At 72.1% G+C, this 15969-nt stretch carries 18 protein-coding genes and 1 pseudogene; 11 read left to right on the top strand and 8 right to left on the bottom strand.

What is annotated here, in order from left to right; genetic code table 11:
- Position 1 precedes the first annotated feature (1 nt).
- The gene (locus ACLJOU_RS24430) at positions 2–460 is read left to right on the top strand and encodes a (2Fe-2S)-binding protein (RefSeq protein WP_003056009.1); all 459 of its coding nucleotides are present in this window, start codon (positions 2–4) and stop codon (positions 458–460) included.
- 135 nt (positions 461–595) lie between these two features.
- Complete coding sequence (locus ACLJOU_RS24435) at positions 596–1819, top strand: PucR family transcriptional regulator (RefSeq protein ID WP_410570195.1); 1224 nt, start codon at positions 596–598, stop codon at positions 1817–1819.
- Here ACLJOU_RS24435 and ACLJOU_RS24440 read toward each other — a convergent pair.
- From ACLJOU_RS24440 to ACLJOU_RS24450, 3 genes and pseudogenes are all read right to left on the bottom strand, one after another.
- Positions 1816–2091, bottom strand: coding sequence for a cyclic-phosphate processing receiver domain-containing protein (locus tag ACLJOU_RS24440; RefSeq protein WP_410570197.1), 276 nt, complete (start codon positions 2089–2091; stop codon positions 1816–1818). The two genes, ACLJOU_RS24435 and ACLJOU_RS24440, sit on opposite strands and share 4 nt — an antisense overlap.
- A pseudogene (locus ACLJOU_RS24445) lies at positions 2088–2956 on the bottom strand (TIGR03564 family F420-dependent LLM class oxidoreductase). Before ACLJOU_RS24445 ends, ACLJOU_RS24440 begins: the two are co-directional and overlap by 4 nt.
- A 14-nt stretch (positions 2957–2970) precedes the next feature.
- Positions 2971–3636, bottom strand: a complete 666-nt coding sequence (locus ACLJOU_RS24450) for a TetR/AcrR family transcriptional regulator (protein WP_410570199.1) — start codon at positions 3634–3636, stop codon at positions 2971–2973.
- 138 nt (positions 3637–3774) lie between these two features.
- Between ACLJOU_RS24450 and ACLJOU_RS24455 the strand changes: the two genes are divergently transcribed.
- A complete protein-coding gene (locus ACLJOU_RS24455) occupies positions 3775–4635 on the top strand; it encodes an SDR family NAD(P)-dependent oxidoreductase (protein WP_410570200.1) in 861 nt (286 codons plus the stop codon).
- A gap of 183 nt (positions 4636–4818) precedes the next feature.
- Here the strand turns inward: ACLJOU_RS24455 and mgrA are convergent, their stop codons facing one another.
- On the bottom strand, positions 4819–5847 hold the full coding sequence (gene mgrA, locus ACLJOU_RS24460; RefSeq protein WP_410570202.1) for an L-glyceraldehyde 3-phosphate reductase: 1029 nt from the start codon (positions 5845–5847) through the stop codon (positions 4819–4821).
- A 110-nt stretch (positions 5848–5957) separates the two neighbouring features.
- Between mgrA and ACLJOU_RS24465 the strand changes: the two genes are divergently transcribed.
- Both ACLJOU_RS24465 and ACLJOU_RS24470 read left to right on the top strand, forming a co-directional pair.
- The gene (locus ACLJOU_RS24465) at positions 5958–6839 is read left to right on the top strand and encodes an AAA family ATPase (protein ID WP_410570204.1); all 882 of its coding nucleotides are present in this window, start codon (positions 5958–5960) and stop codon (positions 6837–6839) included.
- Positions 6836–8200: a vWA domain-containing protein gene (locus ACLJOU_RS24470; protein ID WP_410570206.1), complete on the top strand. Its 1365-nt coding sequence runs from the start codon at positions 6836–6838 to the stop codon at positions 8198–8200. Before ACLJOU_RS24465 ends, ACLJOU_RS24470 begins: the two co-directional genes overlap by 4 nt.
- Here the strand turns inward: ACLJOU_RS24470 and add are convergent.
- Positions 8178–9152: an adenosine deaminase gene (gene add, locus ACLJOU_RS24475; protein WP_410570207.1), complete on the bottom strand. Its 975-nt coding sequence runs from the start codon at positions 9150–9152 to the stop codon at positions 8178–8180. The genes ACLJOU_RS24470 and add overlap by 23 nt on opposite strands.
- 153 nt (positions 9153–9305) lie before the next feature.
- Between add and ACLJOU_RS24480 the strand changes: the two genes are divergently transcribed.
- A complete protein-coding gene (locus tag ACLJOU_RS24480; protein WP_410570209.1) occupies positions 9306–9530 on the top strand; it encodes an antitoxin in 225 nt (74 codons plus the stop codon).
- A gap of 1 nt (position 9531) precedes the next feature.
- Here ACLJOU_RS24480 and recQ read toward each other — a convergent pair whose 3' ends face one another.
- Complete coding sequence (recQ, locus tag ACLJOU_RS24485; RefSeq protein ID WP_410570211.1) at positions 9532–11370, bottom strand: DNA helicase RecQ; 1839 nt, start codon at positions 11368–11370, stop codon at positions 9532–9534.
- A gap of 80 nt (positions 11371–11450) precedes the next feature.
- Here recQ and ACLJOU_RS24490 point away from each other — a divergent pair, with 80 nt between their 5' ends.
- Positions 11451–11879, top strand: a complete 429-nt coding sequence (locus ACLJOU_RS24490) for a DUF6314 family protein (RefSeq protein ID WP_410570213.1) — start codon at positions 11451–11453, stop codon at positions 11877–11879.
- Here ACLJOU_RS24490 and ACLJOU_RS24495 read toward each other — a convergent pair.
- On the bottom strand, positions 11876–12616 hold the full coding sequence (locus ACLJOU_RS24495; protein WP_410570215.1) for an SDR family oxidoreductase: 741 nt from the start codon (positions 12614–12616) through the stop codon (positions 11876–11878). The genes ACLJOU_RS24490 and ACLJOU_RS24495 overlap by 4 nt on opposite strands.
- 244 nt (positions 12617–12860) lie before the next feature.
- Here ACLJOU_RS24495 and ACLJOU_RS24500 point away from each other — a divergent pair, with 244 nt between their 5' ends.
- From ACLJOU_RS24500 to ACLJOU_RS24510, 3 genes are all read left to right on the top strand, one after another.
- Positions 12861–13568: a hypothetical protein gene (locus ACLJOU_RS24500; protein ID WP_410570216.1), complete on the top strand. Its 708-nt coding sequence runs from the start codon at positions 12861–12863 to the stop codon at positions 13566–13568.
- 2 nt (positions 13569–13570) lie between these two features.
- Positions 13571–14185 (top strand): hypothetical protein, encoded by a 615-nt coding sequence (locus ACLJOU_RS24505; RefSeq protein ID WP_410570218.1) that lies wholly within the window; start codon positions 13571–13573, stop codon positions 14183–14185.
- Positions 14186–14285: 100 nt separating this feature from the next.
- On the top strand, positions 14286–14786 hold the full coding sequence (locus tag ACLJOU_RS24510; RefSeq protein ID WP_410570220.1) for a mycothiol transferase: 501 nt from the start codon (positions 14286–14288) through the stop codon (positions 14784–14786).
- Position 14787: 1 nt separating this feature from the next.
- Here the strand turns inward: ACLJOU_RS24510 and soxR are convergent, their stop codons facing one another.
- Positions 14788–15270, bottom strand: a complete 483-nt coding sequence (gene soxR, locus ACLJOU_RS24515) for a redox-sensitive transcriptional activator SoxR (protein ID WP_410570222.1) — start codon at positions 15268–15270, stop codon at positions 14788–14790.
- Positions 15271–15367: 97 nt separating this feature from the next.
- On the opposite strand from soxR, the gene ACLJOU_RS24520 reads away from it, so the two are divergent.
- The gene (locus ACLJOU_RS24520) at positions 15368–15958 is read left to right on the top strand and encodes an NADPH-dependent FMN reductase (RefSeq protein ID WP_410570223.1); all 591 of its coding nucleotides are present in this window, start codon (positions 15368–15370) and stop codon (positions 15956–15958) included.
- Positions 15959–15969 lie beyond the last annotated feature (11 nt).

Here is a 15969-nt window from a genome sequence, read left to right on the forward strand (position 1 = left end):
CGTGCCCAACTACACCTTCGTGGTGAACGGGAAGACCGTCACCGTCGACGCGCCCGCCGACCTGCCGATGCTGTGGGCGCTGCGCGACAAGCTCAAGGTCCGCGGGCCGAAGTACGGCTGCGGCATCAACGTCTGCAAGGCCTGCACCAGCCACCTCGACGGCGAGGCGTTCAACCCGTGCGTCACACCGGTGTCGGAGTGCGCCGGGCGCGAGGTCACCACGATCGAAGGGCTGGCCGACGGCGACGAGCTGCACCCGGTCCAGGAAGCCTGGCTGGAGCAGGACGTGGCCCAGTGCGGCTACTGCCAGCCGGGGCAGATCATGGCGGCGGTGGCGCTGCTGAAGAAGACGAAGAACCCGACGGACGCCGACATCGACGCGATCCAGAACGTGTGCCGCTGCGGCACCTACTTCCGGATCCGGGAGGCGATCAAGAGCGCGGCCGCCAAGATGGCCTGACGCGGATGCGGAGGTTCGACAAAAGGACCTCCGCATCCGCGGTTCTTGTAGCAAGTTCACCCGAACGTGGCGGCCCCGTTCGGGTTAGATGTCGGTCTCGGACCTCGACGAGGAGGCCGGGGACCGGAGGGCACCATGCACTACGAGGCGCTCCTCGCCGACGGGCGCGCGCCCCAGGTCGCGTCGCTGGCCGCCGAGGTCGAGCGGAAGCTGCCCGGGCTGATCGAGAGCACCGTGCGGCAGATCCTCGCCGAAATGCCCGTCTACGCCGACGCCCGGTTCGTCTCGCACGCCGAACTCCGGAATTCGGTGCGCGCCAACCTCGAGCACGTGCTGCGGACGCTGCACGGTTCGGACGTCCCGGACCTGTCGCAGGCCCGCGCAACGGGCCGGGCGCGGGCCCTGCGGGGCGCGCCGCTGCCGGAGCTGCTGCGCGCCTACCGGATCGGGCTGACCGAGGTGTGGCACCGGTTCGTCGAGCTGACCGCGCAGCGGGACGACCTCGCCGCGCTGGTCGCGGCGACGACGGCGATCTGGGCGCTGATCGACGACCTCGCCGAAGCGCTCACGACGGCCTACCGCGACACGACGGCGGAAGTCATGGTGGCGCACCAGAACCGGCGTTCGGCGCTGGTGGAGGCGCTGTTCGCGGGCGGGGCCGCGACCGAGGGCACGCTGTGGGACATCGCCCGCGTGCTCGACCTGTCCCTGGACGGCACGTTCGTCGTCGTCGCCGCGGAAACCCCGCGGCTGGGCCAGGAACCGCTGCCGCAGGTCGAGGCCCGGCTGCGCGCGCTGCAGCACGCGTCGGCGTGGCGGCTCACCCCGGACCTGCAGGCCGGGGTGGTGTCCCTGCGCGACCCGGACGCCGCTTCGGCGATCGTGGCGCTGGTGCGCGAGCACCCGGTGGGCCGGGTCGGGATGAGCCCGGTGTTCACCGGTCTGGGCAACACGGCCCGCGCGCTCCACCTCGCGCGGGTGGCGTTGTCGAGCATGACGCCGGGCACGCCGGGACTGGTCCAGTTCACCGAATCGCCGTTGGCCGGCCTGGTGGCCAGCGCACCGGAGGCGTCGGTGCAGCTGGCCCACCACGTGCTCCAGCCGGTGCTCGACCTCCCGGGCGACGACCGCAACGTGCTGCTGCTGACACTGCGCGCGTGGTTCGACTGCCAGGGTTCGACGAAGCTGACGTCGGAGCGCATGTTCTGCCACCCCAACACGATCCGCCACCGGCTGAAGCGCATCACGGAGGAACTGGGCCGCTCGCTGACGAACCCGGCGGACATCGCCGAGCTGGGCGCGGCCCTGCGGGCGTTGAACCTGTTCCCGGAGACGGCCCACCTCCCGGCCCCGCGCTAGCGGATGCCCGGCCCGTACCGCCGCGCCATCCCGGTCAGCCACTCGCGCCCGACCGGGTTGGCGGTGTGGACGCGGACTTCGGGCGGCCAGCAGTCGTGTTCGCACAGCCACAGCACGACCGGGCGGGTCGTGTCGTCGCCGCCGAGGTCGTGGTCCAGGGAGATCGCCGCGAACCGGTGCACGCCCAGCAGCTCGATCGCTTCCGCGCTCGACTTCGCCCACGTCCAGCCCGGCGGGGCCGGCCGCAGGTCGTCGACCCAGAGGCGGTTCACGCGGCCAGCAGGGCGCGGGTCCGGGCCTGCTCCTCCGCCGGGCCGAACGGCATCACCAGCAGTTCCGTCGCGCCCGCGTCCTCGAGCGATTTCACTTGGCGGAGAACGGTTTCCTCGTCGCCGATGATCGCGGTGTCCGAGATCCGCCGGTGGCCTTCGCGGTCGAGGACCGCGCGGTAGGCGGGGACGTTCGCCGCCCCGCCGTACGTCTCCTCGACCCAGCTCCGGCGTTCGTCCACTTCGGACGTCACGCAGATCAGCTGGCCGGACACCACCCGCGACGCGCGGCCCAGCGCCGGCACCACGAACCCGGCCGTCGCCCGGGGCCCGGCGAAGGTGGTGATCACGCCGTCGGCCAGCTCGCCGGCCAGGCGCGTCGACCGCGGGCTGACCGAGCCGATCAGCACCGCGGGCCGTCCGGCGCCGGGGGTGTTCAGCCCGCCCGCCGCCGTCAGCGTTTCGCCGTGGACGTCGGCCTTTTCCCCGCGCAGCAAGGGGGTCAGCGCCTCGAGGTACTCGCGCAGGTGGCGGATCGGGCGGTCGTAGGAGTATCCGAATTCGCCCTCGATGATGGGTTGTGGCTCAGCCCGATACCCAGGTGGACGCGCGTGCCGGCCGCCGCCTGGGCGGTCAGCGCCTGCGCCGCCATGGTGATCGGGTGCCGCGGGTACGTCGGCACGACACACGTGCCCAGCTCGACGCCGGGTGCGGCCGCGGCGAGGGCCGGCAGCGCCGTCAGCGCGTCCCAGCCGCCTCGCTGCGCCACCCAGAGCGTGCCGTAGCCGAGCTTCGCCGCTTCGCGCGCTTGCGCGGTCATGGCGTCGAAGCCGACGCCGAGTTCGTCGATCAGGATTCCGGTGCGCATGGTCCCTCCCGTGGTCAGTACGCGCGTTCGAGCTGCTTGCGGTCGAGCGCGACGGCTTCGGTGAACAGCTCGAGCGCCCGCGGGGCCACGGCGCGCAGCTGCCGGGTCGACACGGCGAGCGGCTCGAAGGCGTGCGCGACGGTGTCGGCGATCAGGGCCGGCTCGGGCGGGGGCGTGCGGCCGAGGAAGCCGTGCAGCACGGCCTGGAAGGCGACGACGAGGTCGCGGACCGGCCGGTCGGTGCGCAGCAGGTCGTTCGCCGCCAGCAGCTCCAGGTACTCGGCGAAGGCTTCCGCGTGCCGCGGGTCGAGCTTGCCGTGCAGCTTCGGCAGCAGCTTGCCGAGCGTCTCGGTGTCGTCGGCGTACCCCGCGCGCAGCAGCGGGCGCCGCAGGACGTTGGCGTACTGGAGCTCGGTCAGCCGCGAAAGCCGTACGGCGAGCGGGTCGGCGGCGAGCGCGGCCACGAGGTCTTCGAGCGCCCTGACGGACTCGCGGAGCAGGACGGCGAGGAACAGCTCCTCGCGGTTCTTCCAGTGCAGGTAGACGGTCCCCTTGCCGACACCGGCCCGCTCGGCGACGTCCTCGACGGTGGTCCGCCGGTACCCGGCCCGCAGCAGCAGCTCGGCGGCGGCGTCGAGGATGCGCTCGGCCCGTTCGGCCCGGTCTTCGGCGGGAGGCATCTGGACATCGTATGACTAAATTCGAAATCTGGTCAAACGTATTTCAAGGGGTGATCGACGTCACGTGCCGTGGTGTCACGGATAGCGGGCCTGCGTTGTCTTGAGGGCGATCGAATGCCACCGGAGAAGGGAAGGCACATGAGCAAGGTCTGGTTCGTCACGGGTTCGTCGCGCGGGTTGGGCCGCTGCTTCGTCGAGGCCGCCCTCGGCCGCGGCGACCGGGTGGCGGCGACCGCGCGGTCCACGGCGAGCCTCGACGAGCTCGTCGCGACCTACGGCGACGCGGTGCTCCCGCTGGAGATGGACGTGACCGACAAGGCCGCCGTCTTCGAGAACGTGAAGCGGGCCGCCGAGCACTTCGGGCGGCTGGACGTCGTCGTCAACAACGCCGGCTACGCGCAGATCGGCGCGATCGAGGAGCTGACCGAGGCGGAGCTGCGCGACCAGCTCGAGACCAACGTGTTCGGCCCGGTGTGGGTGGTCCAGGCGGCCTTGCCCCACCTGCGGGGCCAGGGCTCCGGGCACTTCGTCCAGCTGTCGTCGGCCGCGGGGATCGTCGCGATGCCGCTGGGCGGGGCGTACCAGGCGTCCCGGTGGGCGATCGAGGCGCTGACCGAAACCCTGGCCAAGGAGGTCGCCGAGTTCGGGATCAAGGTGACGATCGTCGAGCCGGGCGGCTACGCCACCCGCGACGGCAAGAACCCGGACCCCCTCGCCAACGGCCACGTCGCCGAGGCCGACCCGGTGTACGACGGGCTTCGCCGCCGGATCGCCGAGATCGCGGGCAAGCAACCCGCCGGCGACCCGAAGGCGGCCGCCCGCGCCCTCCTCAAGGTCGTCGACGCACCGAACCCACCCTTGCGGGTGCTCTTCGGCCGCGGGTTCTACCCGATGATCCAGCAGGCGTACGCGGACCGGCTCGCGACCTGGGCGGAGTGGCAGGACCTGTCGGCGCAGGCGCAGGGCGAGGACGCCGAAACTGTCGGTGCCGCCCGGTAGCGTGGAAAACGGGGGGCGCCCCCGCGCGCCGGTGCCGGGTTGGCCGAGCTACGCGGCCGGGCGCGCAACGGTGACAGCACGCCCGGTCGGCAACGCCAGGCCCGGGTGATGCCGGCCGGTCCGTCGTCGGATCCGGCCGGCACCTCCTGTGCGCCCAAGGCAAACCCAGGGCCCCGGCGAGGCTCAAGCGTCCGACGAACGCTTCCACAGGTTGATGTCCGCGTCCGTCGCGTGCCCGTCGATCTCGGTCAGCTCCTCCGACGAGAACTCGAGGTTGCGCAGCGCGCCGACGTTGTCCTCCAGCTGGCGGACGCTGCTCGCGCCGATCAGGACCGATGTCATGCGGTGGTCGCGCAGCGCCCACGCCAGGGCCAGTTGGGCCAGCGACTGCCCGCGGCGGCCCGCGATGTCGTTCAGGGCCCGCACCCGGCCCAGCCGGTTGTCGTCGAGGGTGTCCGGGTCGAGGGACTTGCCCTGCGCCGCGCGCGAATCGCCGGGGACGCCCGTCAGGTACCGGTCGGTCAGGAGCCCCTGCGCCAGCGGGGAGAACGCGATGCAGCCCGCGCCGGCCTGCTCCAGCGTGTCGAGGAGGGCGTCCTCCTCGATCCAGCGGTTGAGCATCGAATACGACGGCTGGTGGATCAGCAGCGGCGTGCCGAGTTCCCGCAGCAGCCGGGCGGCCTCGGCCGTGCGCTCCGAGTTGTACGACGAGATCCCGACGTACAGCGCCTTCCCGGCGCGGACGGCGGCGTCGAGCGCCCCGACCGTCTCCTCCAGCGGCGTCTCGGGGTCGAAGCGGTGCGAATAGAAGATGTCGACGTAGTCCAGGCCCAGCCGGCCGAGCGACTGGTCCAAGGAGGACAGCAGGTACTTGCGCGAACCCCACTCGCCGTACGGCCCGGGCCACATGTCGTAGCCCGCCTTGGTGGAGATCACCAGCTCGTCGCGGTACGGCTTGAAGTCGGCGGCCAGCAGCCGCCCGAAGTTCTCCTCCGCCGAGCCGTAGGGCGGGCCGTAGTTGTTGGCCAGGTCGAAGTGGGTGATGCCCAGGTCGAAGGCGCGGCGGAGGATCGCGCGCTGGGTCTCCAGCGGCCGGTCGTGGCCGAAGTTGTGCCACAGCCCGAGGGAGATGGCAGGCAGCTTGAGCCCGGAGCGCCCGCAGCGCCGGTAGGGGATCGAGTCGTATCGGCCGGAAGCGGCAACGTAGGTCACGCGGCCGATGCTAGCCGCGGCGGAACGGACCCGCGCGCGGCGCGAAACCGGGGCGGGCTCCGCGGCGGGTCGGGTACGCTCCGGGTGAGCGACCGCTTAGGAGGCACGTGGTGGGCACCGGATTCTTCATCTCCGTCGACGACGTGTCGGCCCGGCTGGCCGAGGCGGGCTACCTGGCCTCCACGGCCGTGGCGACCACCGTGTTCCTCGCCGACCGGCTCGGCAAGCCGCTGCTGGTCGAGGGCCCCGCCGGGGTCGGCAAGACCGAGCTCGCCAAGGCCGTCGCCCAGGTCAGCGGTTCGCGGCTGGTGCGCCTGCAGTGCTACGAAGGCATCGACGAGGCCCGCGCGCTGTACGAGTGGAACCACGCGAAGCAGCTGCTGCGGATCACCGCCGGCCGCGACGAGACGTGGGAGGCGGCGCGCACCGACATCTTCGGCGAGGAGTTCCTGCTGCGCCGCCCGCTGCTCACCGCGATCTCCTCCGACGAGCCGACCGTGCTGCTGATCGACGAGACCGACAAGGCCGACATGGAGGTCGAGGGCCTGCTGCTGGAGGTGCTCGGCGACTTCCAGGTCACCGTTCCCGAGCTCGGCACGATCACCGCCACCCGCGCGCCGTTCGCCGTGCTGACGTCCAACGCCACGCGCGAGCTGTCCGAGGCGCTGCGCCGCCGGTGCCTGTTCCTGCACATCGACTTCCCGGACTCCGACCTCGAACGCGACATCGTCCGGCTCAAGGTGCCCGGGATCGACGCCGCCCTCGCCGACTCCGTGGTCCGCGTGGTCGCCGCGCTGCGCGCGATGGACCTGCGCAAGCTCCCGTCGGTCGCGGAAACCATCGACTGGGCACGCACGCTGCTCGCACTCGGGGCGTCGACGCTGGACGAACGGGTCGTGCGGGAGAGCCTCGGCGTCGTGCTCAAGCACCAGGACGACATCGCCAAGGCGGGCGCGGGCCTGAAGCTCGAACAGGTCCTGGACGCGTCGTGACCGGCGGCCTGCCGGAGCGGCTGGCGGAGTTCGTCAAGGCGCTGCGGGCCCAGGGCATCCCGGCGGGCCCGAGCGAAACGGTCGACGCCGCGGCCGCGCTGGAGGTGCTCGGCCTCGACGACCGGGCGCTCGTCCGCGAGGGCCTGGCCGCGGCCCTGGTCCGCCGCGGCGGGCAGCGCGCGGTCTTCGACGCCGCGTTCGACCTGTATTTCCCGGCCGGGGTCGGTGCGCCGGAACGTGCCCGCGAAGAGCCGTCGACGCTGGAGGAGCTGCGCGAAGAGCTGGCCGCCGCGCTCGCCGACGGCGACCGGCAGGCCCTGTCCCAGCTGGCCGGGCTCGCCGTCGACCTGCTCGGCCAGTACGGCTCGGCGTCCGGCCCGGGCGGCGGCTTCTCCGCCCACCAGACGCTGGAGCGGCTCCAGCCGCAGACGCTCATCGCGCGGGTGCTGGCCGCCGTCCGCGGCGGCGGCGCGCGCGGCGAGTTCACCGACCGGCTGGACCGCGACGAGATCCGCCGCCGCGTCGAGGGCTTCCGCGGTCAGGTCCGCACCGAGGCGCGCCGCCGCGCCGCCGAGGTCCGCGGTCGCGAACGCGTCGCGAAGCACGCCATCGCGCCCTCGCCGGACCGGGTGGACTTCCTCATCGCCAGCCGCACCCAGCTCGCGGAGCTGCGGCGCACCATCCAGCCGTTGTCCCGCAAGCTCGCGACGCGCCTGGCCGCGCGCCGCCGCCGGATGACGCGCGGGCAGATCGATCTGCGGCGCACGCTGCGCCGCTCGCTCTCGACCGGCGGCGTGCCGCTGCGCCCGGCCTACCGCCACCGGCGGCCCGGACGGCCGGAAATCGTGCTGCTGTGCGACCTTTCCGGTTCGGTGGCGGGGTTCGCGAACTTCACCATGCTGCTGGTGCAGGCGCTGCGCGACCAGTTCAGCAAGATCCGCGTGTTCGCCTTCGTCGACAGCACCGACGAGGTCACCCACCTGGTCACCACCGGTGCGGCCGACCCCGAGCACCTGGGCGCGCGCATGCTGTCCGAAGCGGCGCTGGTGCGCTGGGACGGCCACAGCGACTACGGCGGCTCGCTGCGTCAGTTCACCCAGAACTGGCCGGACGCGATCGGCCCGCGGACGTCGGTGCTGATCCTCGGCGACGCCCGCACCAACGGCGGCGACCCCAACCTCGACGCGGTCCGCGCGATCAAGGCCCGCGCCCGGCACGTCCACTGGCTCAACCCGGAACGGCGGTCGCTGTGGTCCACGGGGGACTCGGCGGCGCTGGAGTACGCCGAGGTCGTGGAGATGCACGAGTGCCGCACCGTGCAGCAGCTCGGCACGCTGGTCACCCGCCTGCTGCCGGTGTGAGCCACGCATCGATGTCGCGCAGCATGGCCTTTTTGGTCGCTTCGGGTGCGAAAGACGCCGTGACGCTCGCGCGGGCGAAGTCCGCCATCGTCGTGTCCTCGTAGCCGAACGCGCGCTGCACGCGGGCGTACTCCTCCGCGAGGGCGGCGCCGGTGACCGACGGGACGTCGGTGTTGAGCGTGACCGTCAGCCCCGCGTCCCGCAGCCGGGGGAGCGGGTGCTCGGCCAGGGAAGGCACCAGCCCCAGCGTCACGTTCGACGACGGACACACCTCCAAAGCCAGCCCGCGATCCCGCACTTCGGCGACCAGGGCGGGGTCGTCGAGCACGCGGATGCCGTGGCCGAGCCGCTCGGTCCGCCCGACTTCGACGGCCTCGCGGATGCTGTCCGGGCCGGCGTCCTCGCCGGTGTGGTGCAGCAGGTGGATCCCGGCCGCGCGGGCCTGCTCGAAGACCGTCGCGAACGGCCGCAGCGAGTGGTTTTCCTCGCCCGCCATGCCGATCGCGAAGACTTCGTCGTACTTCAGCGCGAGGTCGAGGGTGCGCTCGGCCCGTTCGACCGACCGGCGCCGGGAGTGGTCGAGCAGCAGCCGCCACTCGAGTCCGTCGCCTTGCGACAGTCCGCTGAGGACGGACGCCAGTGGCATTTCGAGGTCGCCCAGCCGTTCCCCGTGCGAGGCCGCGGTGAAGGTGAGTTCGGCGTACCGCGTGCCCTGTGCGGTTTCGTCCTCGACGTACTCGCGGGCGATGCGTTCGAAGTCTTCGGGACGCCGGAGGCAGGACCGGACGAGCGCGTTGTAGTCGGCGAAGGCCCGGAAGCCGTCGAACACCGGCGGTTCGCCCGGGACGTCGACGCCGTTGGCTTCGCCGAGTTCCCGGAGCGTCGCCGGCCGGATCGTGCTCTCCAGGTGGACGTGCAGGTGGGCCTTCGGCAGAGCGGTCAGGTCGCGCATGATCGCGAGCGTAAGGCGGCCCGGCGGTGGTTCGCGCGGCAATTTCCGGGGCCCGCCGCGGTGGCTCCAGGTTTTGGGCCGCGTCACACGGGGAACCTCCGGGTGGTTCGTCCGCGTTGTCAGGATGACCGGAACCGACGAGGGAGGGCCACCGTGCCTCTGATGAAGAAGCTGACCATGCTGGCCGGCGCCGCCGGTGCGGCTCGTGCCTACGCCAAGAAGAACCCCGAAAAGGTGAACCAGGTCGTCGGGAAGGCCGCGAAGTTCGTCGACGACCGGACCAAGGGCAAGTACCACCAGCAGATCACCGGCGCGGTCCGCAAGGTCAACTCGGTGACCGGGCAGCCGGGCCACCCCGGGCCGGCCACCGGCCGGTAGCTCACTCGGCCGTCAGGACCGCCAGGAGCCCCTCGCCGTACTTGGCGAGCTTGTTCTCCCCGACGCCGCTGACCGTGCCCAGATCCGCCAGCGACGACGGCCGTTGCGTGGCGATCTGGCGCAGGGTCGCGTCGTGGAAGACGACGTAGGCGGGCACGCCCTGTTCCTTCGCGACGCCGGCCCGCCAGGCCCGCAGGCGTTCGAACAGCGGCGCCGCCTCCGCGGGCATGTCCACCGCGGCCGCGGACGACTTCCGCGTGCTGCGGACCTTGGCGGCGGCGGCCCGCTCGGGTTCCCGGCGCAGCAGGACCTGGCGGTCGCCGCCCAGCACCTCCGCGCTGGTTTCGGTGAGCACGAGCGAGCCGTAGTCGCCCTCGACGGCGAGCAGGCCCTGGGCGAGCAGCTGCCGCACCACGGCCCGCCACTCCGGCTCGCGCAGCTCGGTGCCGATGCCGAACGTCTTCAGCGTGTCGTGCTGGAACTGCGTGACCTTGGGCGTCGACTTGCCGAGCAGGATGTCGATGATCTGGCCGGCGCCGAACTTCTGGCGCCGTTCGTTGCGCAGCCGCACGACGGTCGAGAGCAGCTTCTGCGCCGGGATCGTGCCGTCCCACGTCTCCGGCGGGTTCAGGCACGTGTCGCAGTTGCCGCACGGACCGGCCTGCTGCCCGAAGTAGTTGAGGATCTGCACGCGGCGGCACTCGACCGTTTCGCACAGCGCGAGCATCGCGTTCAGGTGCGCGCCCAACCGGCGCCGGTGGGCTTCGTCCCCTTCGGACGTGTCGATCATCTTGCGCTGCTGGACGACGTCCTGCAGCCCGTACGCGAGCCAAGCGGTCGACGGCAGGCCGTCACGCCCGGCGCGGCCGGTTTCCTGGTAGTAGCCCTCGACCGACTTCGGCAGGTCGAGGTGCGCGACGAACCGGACGTCCGGTTTGTCGATGCCCATCCCGAACGCGATCGTCGCGACGACGATCAGCCCGTCCTCCCGCAGGAACCGCGACTGGTGCCTCGCGCGGGTGCGCGCGTCGAGCCCCGCGTGGTACGGGACCGCCGGAATCCCGTTCTGCACGAGGAACTCCGCGGTCTTCTCGACCGAGTTGCGGGACAGGCAGTAGACGATCCCCGCGTCGCCCTTGTGCTCGGTCTGCAGCAGCTCCAGCAGCTGCCGCTGGGGCGAGTTCTTGCCGACGATCCGGTACTGGATGTTCGGCCGGTCGAAGCTGGCGACGAAGTGCCGGGCCTCGTCCAGCTGCAGCCGCGCGGAGATCTCCTTGTGCGTGGCCTCGGTCGCGGTGGCGGTCAGCGCGATCCGCGGCACCTCCGGCCAGCGCTCGTGCAACGCCGAGAGCTGGAGGTAGTCGGGCCGGAAGTCGTGGCCCCACTGGGCGACGCAGTGCGCTTCGTCGATCGCGAACAGCGAAATCTTGCCGCGGTCGAGCAGCCGCACGGTGGATTCGACCGAAAGCCGTTCCGGCGCCAGGTAGAGCAGGTCGAGCTCGCCGTTGAGGAACGCCGACTCGACCTCCTGCCGCGCCGCGTAGTCCTGGGTGGAGTTGAGGAAGCCGGCGCGGACACCGGCGTTGCGCAGCGCGTCGACCTGGTCCTGCATCAGCGCGATCAGCGGGGAGACGACCACGCCGACGCCGGGCCGCACGAGCGCGGGGATCTGGTAGCACAACGACTTCCCGCCGCCGGTGGGCATCAGCACGAGCGCGTCGCCGCCGGCGATCACGTGCTCGACGATCGCCGCCTGGTCGCCGCGGAAGCTGTCGTAGCCGAACACGCGCCGGAGGGTCTCCAGCGCGTCGGACGCGGGTGCGAGGTCGGTCTCTGCCACCCGCCCGACTATAGAGCGGGGGTCCGACAGTTCCGGTCCGGCCCGCCGCTCCGCAGCCGGGCGGATGGCAGACTGAGGGCGTGCACTACTGGCCCGTCCCCGACCTCGCCGCGTATTTCGGCGGTGCCTGGCGCCTGGAGCGGGAAATCCGCACCGCGGACGGCGACCCGGCGGGTGAGGTGACCGGGACGGCCACCTTCACCGAGACCGGGGCCGTCCTCGTCTACCACGAGGAGGGGCACCTGCGGCTCGGTGGCCACACCGGGCCGGTCACGCGGACCCTGCACTACCGGCCGGCGGGCCCCGGCCGCGCGGCGGTCCACTTCGACCACGGCGGGTTCTTCCACGACCTCGACCTGCGCGCGGGCCACTGGACGGCGGACCACCCCTGCCGCGCCGACCACTACCGCGGCGAGTACCGGGTGACCGGCGCCGACCGGTGGCGGCAGGAGTGGGCGGTGCGCGGGCCGGCCAAGGACCACGTCATCGTCAGCCGGTTCACCCGTTAGACGATGCCGCCGTTGGCGCGCAGCACCTGGCCGTTCACCCAGCGCGCCGGGCCGGCGAGGAACGCGACGACCTCCGCGATGTCCTCCGGCTGCCCGAGCCGCTCGAGCGGCGGCTGCTTGGCCATCCGGGCGATCGTCTCCTTGTCCTTGCCGTCGAGGAACAGCGCGGTCGCGGTGGGGCCGGGCGCGACGGTGTTCACGGTGATGTCGCGGCCGCGCAGCTCGCGCGCCAGGATCATGGTGATCGCCTCGACCGCGCCCTTCGTCGCGTTGTAGATGCCGTAGCCGGGCAGGTTCAGCCCGAGCACCGACGTCGAGGTGGTGATCACCGCGCCGCCGTCGCGGACCCGCCGCGCGGCCTGCTGGGCCACGGCGAACGTGCCGCGGATGTTGGTGCGGTGCACGCGGTCGAGGACGTCGAAGTCCGTGTCGGCGATCGGGGTGGGCGGGTTCATCACCCCGGCCAGGTGGGCGACGACGTCGACGCCGCCGTAGGTGCGTTCAGCGGTGTCGAACAGCTCCGAGACCGCGGCCGGGTCGGCCACGTCGGCCCGGACCGCGATCGCCCGGCCACCGCGCGCGGTGATGGCCTCGACGGCGGCCGCGGCCTCCTTTTCGTTGCCCGCGTAGTTGACGACGACCGCCATGCCGTCGGCGGCCAGGCGCTCGGCGACCTGGCGGCCGATGCCGCGGGAGCCGCCGGTGACGATCGCGACGCGGGTTTCGGGGGTGCTCATCGGGTTCTTCTTTCCTCTCCGGGCGGCGGCCGGTCCGTCGCTTCTGTTATCGATGATACCACAAAATTGGTAACGATGGTTCGACGTGGTCGGCATCCCCGCCGCGGGGCGGGGACATCCGGCCGTATCCCCGCCGCCGGACGGCCGAATCCCGGCGTCGGGCGGCCGGTGCCCGTTTTCGGCGCGGCTAATCAGGGAACACCGGTCGCATCGGGGGCTTGACATCCTTGAAGGAGTTTGAGCGATGCCCACATGGCTGATCGTGTTGATCGTCGTCGTGGCCGTCGCGGTGCTCGGCGCCGTGATCTGGCTGGTGACGCAGGAGATGCAACGGAAACGGCTGCAGCAGCGGTTCGGTCCCGAGTACGACCGCACGGTCGCGGAGAAGGACAGCCCCCGGGCCGCGCAGCGCGAACTGGCCGAGCGGGAACGCCGGCACAAGGAGCTCGACATCCGGCCGCTTTCGGCGTCGGCGCGCGAGCGCTACGCCCGGGAATGGACGCAGGTGCAGGAAAACTTCGTCGACCAGCCGTCCGGTGCGGTCGCCGAAGCCGAGCAGCTGCTGAACGCGCTGATGGCCGAGCGCGGGTACCCGACCGAGGGCTACGAGCAGCAGCTGGCCGACCTGTCCGTGCGGCACGCCAAGACCCTGGAGCACTACCGGGCCGCCCACACCACGCAGCAGAAGCGGGACGGAGCGTCCACTGAGGACCTGCGCGACGCGATGGTCCGCTACCGCACCGTGTTCGAGGACCTGCTGACCGACGGCGCCGACGACGAGCAGCACCACGACCGCCGCAACGGCCACGACCACAGCGGTCGCGACCACGACCGTGACCCCGAGCGGCGGGACACCGACCGGCACGAGACCGACCGGCACGAGACCGACCGTCACGTGACCGAGCGCCAGGCGTCCGCGAGCCCGCGGACCGAGTCGAATGGAGGACGCTGACCATGACCGAGCACCTGACGCGGCACGACGCCGAGGACGACCGGGACCTGACCGGGCGTGAAGGGGTCCACGAGGGCTACCGGGACGACACCACCACGGACGTCCCCGGCCAGCACCGGGACGGCTTCCACGAGTCCGCCACGGCCGACGACCAGAGCCTGAGCACCGCCGACCTCGCCTCCGCCGGCCACCACGACACCGGTGACACGGCTGCTGCGCAGGAATCCGGCGGCGACGTGGAAGCACGATCCGGCGGGGACGTCGAGACGCCCGCCTCCGGTGGTGACGTGGAAACGCCCGCCGCTTCCGGCGGGAACGTCCAGACGCCCGCTTCCGGTGGAGACGTCGAGGCGCCGCCGCTGATCGACGAGGAGAAGGTCACCGGGTTCCGCGACCGCTGGCAGAACGTCCAGGCCGGTTTCGTCGACGACCCGAAGCAGGCCGTCCAGCAGGCCGACGAGCTCGTCGCCGGCGTGATCAGCGCACTGGCCACCACGTTCGCCGAGCACAAGAGCGAGCTGGAGTCTCAGTGGCAGCAGGGCGAACCGGCCACCGAGGAACTGCGGATCGCGCTGCGCCGCTACCGCTCGTTCTTCGACCAGCTGCTGCCGCGGTAGCCGCCGTTTGCCGGCGGGCATGATCGGGTAAGCCATGATCGGGTAAGCCGTGATCGGGTAAGCACTGCCGGGAAAACGTCGGCAAACGGGAGGCAGCCGGATGAACGTGGCCGAACTGCTCGTCGAGGGGTTCAGCCGGGTCCAGGGCACGGTGCACGCGGCGGTGGCGGGACTGACCGCGAAGCAGCTCGGGACCCGGCCGGACGACGAGGCCAATTCGATCGCCTGGCTGGTGTGGCACCTGACCAGGGTCCAGGACGACCACGTCGCCGACGTGGCCGGGACGGAGCAGGTGTGGACGGGCCAGGACTGGCTGTCCCGGTTCGGTCTGCCGTTCCCGGCCGGCGACACCGGCTACGGCCACCGCCCGGCCGACGTCGAAGCGGTCCGCGTCGACGGGCCGGACCTGCTCACCGGCTACTACGACGCCGTGCACGAGCAGACGGTCCGGTTCGTCACCGGTCTCGACGCGCGGGCCCTCGACCGGATCGTCGACGAGGCCTGGGACCCACCGGTGTCGCTGGGCGTGCGGCTGATCAGCGTCCTGGACGACGACATCCAGCACGCCGGGCAGGCGATGTACGTCCGCGGCCTGCTCTAGTTCAACACTCTTCGCAGCCCTCCCCGCGGTGGTCGGCGAGGCGCCGGGGCCCCGGGCCTTCGGCGCCGAGCCGGTCGCCGGGGTTGGCCAGCCGGCACTTGGCCAGCGACATGCAGCCGCAGCCGATACAGTCGGCCAGCTGGTCGCGCAGCTGCTCCAGCTGACGGATCCGCGCGTTCAGGTCGTCCTGCCAGCAGCGGGAGATCCGCGCCCAGTCGGTGCGGGTGGGCGTGCGGTCGTCCGACAGCAGCCCGAGCACTTCCCGGATCTTCGCCAGCGGCATGCCCACCCGCTGCGACATCCGGATGAACGTCACCCGCCGCAGGGTGTCCCGGCGGTAGCGCCGCTGGTTGCCCGCGGTGCGGCGGCTGTGGATCAGGCCTTCGTCCTCGTAGAAGCGCAGAGCCGACGCGGGTACTCCGCTGCGCCGGGAAAGTTCGCCGACCGTCAGGTCGGGCAGCGCGCGGGCGGGGGCGTTCACCATGGCCGACACCCAACCACAGCGGCACGCTTGACTTCAAGTGAGCTTGAAGTCCCATCCTCGACACCGGCAGAGTTTCCGTTGCAGGCGAGGAGGAAGTGTGTCGGAAGCACCCCTGCGGGTCGCGGTGATCGTGGGCAGTGTCCGGGGAGGACGGTTCGGGCCGGTGGTCGCGAACTGGGTGGCGGCCGCCGCGGACGCGCACGGTGACTTCGTCGCCGACGTCGTCGACCTCGCCGAGGCGGACCTCCCGCTGGCCATGCCGGCGTTCGGGGCCGAGCCACCCGCGGCCGTCGCGGCCGAGGCCGCGAAGGTGACCCCGCGGCTCGAAGCCGCCGACGCGTTCGTCGTCGTCACCCCCGAGTACAACCACAGCTACCCGGCTTCGCTCAAGAACGCCATCGACTGGCACCGGCCCGAATGGCGGGCCAAACCGGTCGCTTTCGTTTCCTACGGCGGGATTTCCGGCGGCCTGCGCGCGGTCGAGCACCTGCGCCCGGTCTTCGCGGAGCTGCACGCGGTGACCATCCGCGAAACGGTCAGCTTCCACGGCGCCCAGGCGTGCTTCGGCGAAGACGGCGTGCCGAACGACGACGCGGCGGGCGTCGCGGCCAAGGCGATGCTCGACCAGCTCGGCTGGTGGGCGCGGTCGCTGGCGGAGGCGCGGGCGGCCCGGCCCTACCCCGGCTGAGGCGGCTTGCC

Source organism: Amycolatopsis sp. cmx-4-61 (assembly GCF_046548775.1).
Classification (GTDB): Bacteria; Actinomycetota; Actinomycetes; order Mycobacteriales; family Pseudonocardiaceae; genus Amycolatopsis.

Bases quoted from the DNA above. Each gene is read 5' to 3' on its own strand.
- add (WP_410570207.1), bottom strand. From the start codon at position 9,152: ATGCGCGACCTGACCGCTCTGCCGAAGGCCCACCTGCACGTCCACCTG.
- soxR (WP_410570222.1), bottom strand. From the start codon at position 15,270: ATGGTGAACGCCCCCGCCCGCGCGCTGCCCGACCTGACGGTCGGCGAA.
- ACLJOU_RS24495 (WP_410570215.1), bottom strand. From the start codon at position 12,616: ATGAGCACCCCCGAAACCCGCGTCGCGATCGTCACCGGCGGCTCCCGC.
- ACLJOU_RS24500 (WP_410570216.1), top strand. From the start codon at position 12,861: ATGCCCACATGGCTGATCGTGTTGATCGTCGTCGTGGCCGTCGCGGTG.
- ACLJOU_RS24450 (WP_410570199.1), bottom strand. From the start codon at position 3,636: ATGCCTCCCGCCGAAGACCGGGCCGAACGGGCCGAGCGCATCCTCGAC.
- ACLJOU_RS24505 (WP_410570218.1), top strand. From the start codon at position 13,571: ATGACCGAGCACCTGACGCGGCACGACGCCGAGGACGACCGGGACCTG.
- ACLJOU_RS24435 (WP_410570195.1), top strand. From the start codon at position 596: ATGCACTACGAGGCGCTCCTCGCCGACGGGCGCGCGCCCCAGGTCGCG.
- ACLJOU_RS24510 (WP_410570220.1), top strand. From the start codon at position 14,286: ATGAACGTGGCCGAACTGCTCGTCGAGGGGTTCAGCCGGGTCCAGGGC.
- ACLJOU_RS24455 (WP_410570200.1), top strand. From the start codon at position 3,775: ATGAGCAAGGTCTGGTTCGTCACGGGTTCGTCGCGCGGGTTGGGCCGC.